This is a genomic window from Yeosuana aromativorans (assembly GCF_014646655.1).
GTDB classification, from domain to species: Bacteria; Bacteroidota; Bacteroidia; order Flavobacteriales; family Flavobacteriaceae; genus Yeosuana; species Yeosuana aromativorans.
Genome location: NZ_BMNR01000015.1, coordinates 1 through 6,199, shown reverse-complemented (window position 1 = coordinate 6,199; position 6,199 = coordinate 1). Strand labels below are relative to the sequence as shown.

The 6,199-nt window shown below is 32.6% G+C and carries 8 protein-coding genes and 1 pseudogene; 1 reads left to right on the top strand and 8 read right to left on the bottom strand.

Going from position 1 to position 6,199, the window contains the following annotated elements; translation table 11 throughout:
- Positions 1 to 233, top strand: a pseudogene (locus IEW94_RS16665) (IS110 family transposase); the annotation flags it as partial.
- Positions 234 to 566: 333 nt separating this feature from the next.
- Here the strand turns inward: IEW94_RS16665 and IEW94_RS16660 are convergent.
- The 8 genes from IEW94_RS16660 to IEW94_RS16625 all read right to left on the bottom strand — a co-directional run bounded on the left by IEW94_RS16660 (position 567) and on the right by IEW94_RS16625 (position 6,081).
- Positions 567 to 1,001 (bottom strand): toxin-antitoxin system YwqK family antitoxin, encoded by a 435-nt coding sequence (locus IEW94_RS16660; RefSeq protein ID WP_188655207.1) that lies wholly within the window; start codon positions 999 to 1,001, stop codon positions 567 to 569.
- Between the two features lie 252 nt (positions 1,002 to 1,253).
- Entirely contained in the window at positions 1,254 to 1,808 is a 555-nt protein-coding gene (locus tag IEW94_RS16655) for a hypothetical protein (RefSeq protein ID WP_188655205.1), read from the bottom strand.
- A 129-nt stretch (positions 1,809 to 1,937) separates the two neighbouring features.
- A complete protein-coding gene (locus IEW94_RS16650; RefSeq protein ID WP_188655203.1) occupies positions 1,938 to 2,426 on the bottom strand; it encodes a hypothetical protein in 489 nt (162 codons plus the stop codon).
- Between the two features lie 150 nt (positions 2,427 to 2,576).
- On the bottom strand, positions 2,577 to 3,356 hold the full coding sequence (locus IEW94_RS16645) for a DUF6090 family protein (protein WP_188655202.1): 780 nt from the start codon (positions 3,354 to 3,356) through the stop codon (positions 2,577 to 2,579).
- A gap of 165 nt (positions 3,357 to 3,521) precedes the next feature.
- Positions 3,522 to 3,962, bottom strand: coding sequence for a DUF4019 domain-containing protein (locus IEW94_RS16640; RefSeq protein ID WP_188655200.1), 441 nt, complete (start codon positions 3,960 to 3,962; stop codon positions 3,522 to 3,524).
- Between the two features lie 161 nt (positions 3,963 to 4,123).
- Positions 4,124 to 4,648, bottom strand: a complete 525-nt coding sequence (locus tag IEW94_RS16635; protein ID WP_188655198.1) for a hypothetical protein — start codon at positions 4,646 to 4,648, stop codon at positions 4,124 to 4,126.
- A gap of 57 nt (positions 4,649 to 4,705) precedes the next feature.
- Positions 4,706 to 5,626, bottom strand: a complete 921-nt coding sequence (locus tag IEW94_RS16630; RefSeq protein ID WP_188655196.1) for a DUF2711 family protein — start codon at positions 5,624 to 5,626, stop codon at positions 4,706 to 4,708.
- A 152-nt stretch (positions 5,627 to 5,778) separates the two neighbouring features.
- Positions 5,779 to 6,081 (bottom strand): hypothetical protein, encoded by a 303-nt coding sequence (locus IEW94_RS16625; protein WP_188655194.1) that lies wholly within the window; start codon positions 6,079 to 6,081, stop codon positions 5,779 to 5,781.
- Between the last annotated feature and the right edge of the window lie 118 nt (positions 6,082 to 6,199).

Below are 6,199 nucleotides of genomic sequence, written 5' to 3'. Positions count from 1 at the left end.
CTAACAGCAAGACCATGGGAATCACACCACGGGCACACCGATTGATCCGTTCGTATTTCATAGAAGCTTCATGGCAGGCCATACGCACCGATCCTGTGATGCAGAGCTATTATCGCAAGCATTCGGGCAAAGACAGTAAAAAGATCATAATAAAAGTAGCCAGAAAGCTATTGTGCAGAACACTGGCGGTTATAAAAAAAGAAATACCCTATGAAATTGGGGTTGTAGAATAATTTAAAAACCAATAACAAAGCTCACAAAAGAAGTATTCAAGGCCCATATCACAAAACACCGTAGGTGACACCGTATAAGTGATCACATTTTTTTAGCAAGTGGCTGGGCTTATTATAACTTATAATCATACAGATGCTGGTGAAGACCAAAAGGGGTTGATCACAAATAGGATGCGGAGCAAGTTATATAGTATTGCATTATAGATGAATCATAGCTTCATCCATAATGCAACACGTTTAAAAATTTTAAAATGAGATAGTTAAAAGAATAAATATTAACTTTGAAAAACTGGACTAGTGCTTTTCATAGGATACGGTGTTGTAGGTAGTTTTTTATTTTCCAGATACGTCAAACTCATCTATAATTCCGTTATTGTCCATTTCCTCAAGTTCTTTTTCAGTCGGATTTATTTCTGTTCCATATTTGTCGTAGAACTTCCAACTGTCATTTAAAAAACCAAAGTTTATTTCATCACCACCTTCACAACTTGTGTTTATATGCTTTTTTCCAGTTTTATAAGTTCCTTTTGCTTTTAGTTGTCCGTTATTATAGAAGTAACTCCAATCTCCAATTTTATAGCTGTAAACCATATCACAAAGTCCACCAGTACAGCAATTGGTATACGTATCAGCAACATATTCCCCTGTCTCTTTTAACTTTCCATTTTCATAAAACTCGCTCCAAAGTCCGATTCGAGCCGATTTTGACAAAAAATCAGAGTCAATTTGTCCAATGCTTTTTAAAAGTCCGTTGTCAAAAAATTCCATTTCCGTTTTTTTAGTAATTGGTTCCGAAACTATTTTGGTCGATTTGCAACCAAATAGAACAGCTAAAATCAGAATGTAAAATGGTATTTTCATAGTTCGGTCAAAATTACCTACAACGTGTTTGGCTATGGTTTCGTTGCGTGAAAATCCGCGAGGATTTTCCGCCGTAAACCGAATATAGCAAATTTGCGAGGACTTTCCGATAGGAAAGTCAGAAGCAATGAACTATAGCCGGTGTTGTGGTTAGTTTTTTTATTCGAACGCATTTGTCAGTCCTATTAAAATTCCCCAAATCAAAGCGTTTATTCCGATTACTAAACCTACTATTGAAAAAATCCTATTCTTTGTCGGTATAGTTTCTTTTAAAAGTATTTTTATTGAGTCAGTTTTAATGTTATTCTGAAACCTTCTCTTTGAACTCAACATTGATTTTTTAGCAATTAAATCAGTCAAATTTTTAAAAGTCAGAGTGTATTTCCCCTTTTTGTTTATTTCAAAATTCCAATATTCTAATCCAATTGTTCCATTTTGTCGAAAGCGATAATTTGGGAATGTTTTATTGAGTTTAATTAGATTTCCATTTTCTGATTTAAGTTCAGCCTTGAACTTTCCTTGATTGCCAACAAATCCAGCTCCCAAAAAACAGAGAGAATAAAGTCCGTTTGAATTTAGTTCAATTTGTTTGGTTTCGCAATCAAGATTAAATTCGGCTAACTGTTTATTTTTACTTGATTTTATTAAAATTCTGACTGAATAAATCAAAAGCAAAATTCCAATTATTCCGATAAATATAAATGTTAACTGCATTTTTTTTAAATTAACCACAACGTGTTTGGCTATGGTTTCGTTGCGGAAAAATCCGCAGGATTCTTTCCGCCGTAAACCAAAGATAGCAAAGTGGAAGGAATTTTCGGCAGAAAATTCCGTAGCAATGAACTATAGGCGGTGTTGTGTACTGTGCTTTTTATTCATCATAATGGTTTTCCATAAAATTAAAATTCCGATTAATAATATAATCAAACCTCCAATTAAAAACGCTATTCCATAACCTTTGGCAAATATTCCACAAAAATAATTTAGGTATCTGTTTATAATTCCAGATGAGTAAATTCCGGTAGCAGAAATTCCAAATGTCAGAATCAGAACTACTATTGAGTTTATAATTCCGAATTTATTTTTCCAGTTTATTAGTCCAACAATTAAAATTCCGATTATTAGAATTGCTAAAGTCCAATAAGCTTGGTTAGCAAAAAATTGTCCAATTCGTACATTAGTCAGCAATTCAAATTTTTTCCAATTCTCATTAATCAGGGCATCGAATTTTTCTCCGTTGAATGCCACATATAATCTGTCTATTCCGCTAATGATAAAAATCAGAGCGAAACATTCCTGTAAAATCAGCTTTAAGTTAAGTTCCTTGATCATTTTCGGCATTGTACACAACGGTTTGGCTATGATTCCGTTGCGAGTAAAATCCGCAGGATTTTCGGATTAGGAATCGAGCCAAGTTAAAGGTAACGATTTTTGGTTTATTGCCATAGTGAGCAATGGATTATAGCCAGTGTTGTGCTTTCGTTATTTCTTTTTATTAAATTCTTTTTCAATTTGGGATAATAAATCTTTTGAATTATTTTTTAATTCATCGAATAGATTGATAAAATTTTTATGTTTGTCTATATAGACCATAATAACGTCCTCTAAACTTTGAAATTGAGGACTTGAAGGATTATTGAGAAATTTAAAGTCTTCCATTCGAAACATTCTGTCATTTAAAATTCCGGCCCACTCTTTTGGATTTCTTGTAATTTTTATAGTTCCCGGATAAGCACTAACATAATTAGCCAAAAGCTCCCTGGAATATTCATTAAACTCTTTAATATAATTGGCTTTGGACTCATTTAATCGATGATAATCAATCACTGCTTCTTTTAAAGTTGAATTGGAAATAATATTTAGTTTTCCTGAACTTACGAGTTCCCTGTAGGTATTGTCTTGAATGGTAAGGTATTCAGAATCCCATAATGGAATATTCATCAACTCTCTGCATTCATCAATAGAGTTTTGTACGTCGTAGATTTTTTTTAAAAATAGATTGTTCCGAACTATTAATAAATTAGCCCTGTCAATGCTGTTATTATAATAAAGAGTGTCTTTTTCTAAATCTATTTTTAATCTTTTTAAGTAGAGTGTTTCTTCTTTTTTCAGTTTGTTAGATTCATTCCAATTATTAATTGATAGTGCAATCAAAATTCCTATAACAACAAGTACAATTTCACCAAAAGCGTATTTTAGGTAATTAACAAACCTGTTTTCCTTAATACTATTTTGTCTAATTTTTCTAAAGAATTTTATCATTGGTTAGTGTTTGGTTGTAATGAAGCACAACGTGTTTGGCTATGGTTTCGTTGCGTGAAAATCCGCGAGGATTTTCCGCTGTAAACCGAAGATAGCAAATTTGCGAGGACTTTCCGAGAGGAAAGTCAGAAGCAATGAACTATAGCCGGTGTTAGCAAATGTTTTTTAATTCAGAAATGCATTTGATTGAATATTATATCCAACCACTTTTATTTCTCCACTTTTATTTTTTGTTAGCGTGAGTTTGATTTTCGCATTATCATTTTCAAATTCCGAGTTATAATTTAGATTGTAAACTCCTTGCTCAATTGCTCCTTCTGAAACCATTGTATTCCAATCAACCAATTCCGTACTTTTTAATCCGCCAAGTTTGTTTTGGGTCGACTCAAAAATTTTCATTAATTCCTCTTTTGTGGTCACTTTAAAAAATTTCTCGCCAAAAAGTTCAGTCGCTTTTTCAAAGTCAGATTGTTTAATAAGGCCAAAAAGTTCAGTTGTTATTTTTTCAGCATCTAGCTTGTCAGATTCTCGGTTTTGGTATTTGTTACTAAAATGACAACTTGTTGCTAAAATTGGGATAATTAAAATCAGTAGTAATTTTTTCATTGATTTGGTTTTAAATATTTGCTAACGTGTTTGGCTATGGTTTCGTTGCGTGAAAATCCGCGAGGATTTTCCGCCGTAAACCGAAGATAGCAAATTTGCGAGGACTTTCCGATAGGAAAGTCAGAAGCAATGAACTATAGCCGGTGTTGGCAAACGTATTTTTAATTATCAGTTTTATATTTCTCGTAATATTCTTTGTTTAAATATTTTTCAATTGGTTGATATGGCATCTTAAACCATTTGTAATTCCTATTCAAGTTCCATCCATTGATTTTAGATATTGGAATTTTGTATTTTTCTATAATAAAGTCCAAATCAGTATCGCAATCAAATAACATTATACTGTCCTTCCTGATAATAAAACATTTATTACTTTTTGGCAGTTTTTGAAAAAAATCTTTTCTGTGTATTTGTTCATTAATTTCACAATCACTTCCAATAGAAAATGAAGCGGTATCTTTCTTAAAAGAAATATATTTCCTATCTGGGTTTTCAAATTCTATATAAAGTCCACAGCCTTTCCAAAGTTCTGTTTTTTTGACAATTCCGACTTTTTTAGTTTGATAATTTTCCAAATAAATTTCTTTCATTGTCGGATTATCCCAAGGTCTGCCTAAAAGGAATAGAAATCCCAAAAACAGAATTGGTAATGCAATAATAATTTTTATTCCAGGTATTTTGTTCAATCAGATTTTCGTTTTTTATATGTTTGCCAACGGTCTTGTATAAGAATAGTGGCAGTTTTATGACCACAAATTTTTCAGTTTAGACCAAAGATTGTTTTTATTACTTTTCTTTTTATTGGTAGAAACTCCGCCATTATTTTTATACGTTGTTGCCACCAGTTTTTTTTCATTTTCAGAGTTCAGAAGTCTGTCAATTTCACCTTCTTCCCAAGTCCATAAATGACTGCACTTTTCGTCAGCCCAAAATCCTTCAAAATGTGTTTCAATGATTTTTCTTGAAAAGACTTTCTCGTTTATAGCAATGAAATAGAAGAAATAGTCCCAACTGATTGCAAAGAGGATTGATTTATTCTTGTCGTAGATATAATAATCTTTGAAATCAATTTTCTCGCAGAAGTCGCTTTTGGTGGATTTAGTCAGGTCGATAGTTTCCTTATTCTCATAAAATTCGTCTTCTACAACTACTTCGTCAATTCCAATAAGTGTCAATAATTCAAAAATTGAAGATTTAGTGAAGAAGTCAAATGTGCCTTCTGTTGGATGCCAAATGTTATTCTTATCTGAATATTGGTTTAAAATCTTTAATAGATCTTGTCGTTCCAGTTTCTTTTTAAAAGCTCCGATTGAAGTCATTAAGGCTTTATTAAGTTCCTTGTAATCATTCAGTTTTGAGCTTTGTATTATCTCATTCCACAGTACTTTCTTTCCGTTTTGAGATATTTCTTCTTCTGTTGGATAGCAGTCATTGGATGAGTAAATAGTCATATTTGAGTAGTTCTCAATTTTTTCGAATATCTCATCCTTTTTTCTAGCTTCTTCGAGTGAGATTACTTTTTTAGAACTATTCGTGTCGCAATGTTCTTTGTCAAGTTTGAAAAATGGCAGAAGTCCTACGTAAACACTGTCAAATTCAGAGTAGTGTTTCAATACAGGCGTTGCTTCGTCTGGATATAGATATTTATTTTCTATTTCGCTCATTTTTCAAATTGGTGGCAACGGTTTGGCTATGATTCCGTTGCGGAGAAAATCCGTAGGATTTTCGGAGTAGGAATCGAGCCAAGTTAAATATACAGTTTTTTGGTTTAGCATTTAGCGAGCAATGGATTATAGCCAGTGTTGGCGTGTCGTTTTTAATTTAATTTGGTCAGTTCAGCTATTGAATCCGATACTTTTATTTTTTCACTATTGTCAATCGAAATAAATGGGATTCTATAAACTATTCCAGTATCAAATTCCACAGTCAGCATTTCAAGTCCGCCGTTTGAGCCAATTGCGTAATGTCCGTTGTGATATTTCTCAACTTCATAACCTGCATTGAGTTCGTCCATTTCGCTCAAATCCCATAATAGAAATTCCAAGTCCGATTCTATTCCGCTTACGCTTTCAAGATTCTGCGCTTTTATTTCCTGTTTTATTTTGTCTATCGTAGTCATTTTCTAATGCACGCCAACGGATGGTATAAGATTAGTACGCCATCCACAAATGTAAAGATACTAATCATAATTTAATGGCGTATTAATTTTATACGTTGTTGTAAACAGTTTTTATTAT

Excerpts from the sequence above, each read along its gene's own strand:
- IEW94_RS16660 (WP_188655207.1), bottom strand. The coding sequence starts at position 1,001 with ATGGAATTTTTTGACAACGGACTTTTAAAAAGCATTGGACAAATTGAC.
- IEW94_RS16655 (WP_188655205.1), bottom strand. The coding sequence starts at position 1,808 with ATGCAGTTAACATTTATATTTATCGGAATAATTGGAATTTTGCTTTTG.
- IEW94_RS16650 (WP_188655203.1), bottom strand. The coding sequence starts at position 2,426 with ATGATCAAGGAACTTAACTTAAAGCTGATTTTACAGGAATGTTTCGCT.
- IEW94_RS16645 (WP_188655202.1), bottom strand. The coding sequence starts at position 3,356 with ATGATAAAATTCTTTAGAAAAATTAGACAAAATAGTATTAAGGAAAAC.
- IEW94_RS16640 (WP_188655200.1), bottom strand. The coding sequence starts at position 3,962 with ATGAAAAAATTACTACTGATTTTAATTATCCCAATTTTAGCAACAAGT.
- IEW94_RS16630 (WP_188655196.1), bottom strand. The coding sequence starts at position 5,626 with ATGAGCGAAATAGAAAATAAATATCTATATCCAGACGAAGCAACGCCT.
- IEW94_RS16625 (WP_188655194.1), bottom strand. The coding sequence starts at position 6,081 with ATGACTACGATAGACAAAATAAAACAGGAAATAAAAGCGCAGAATCTT.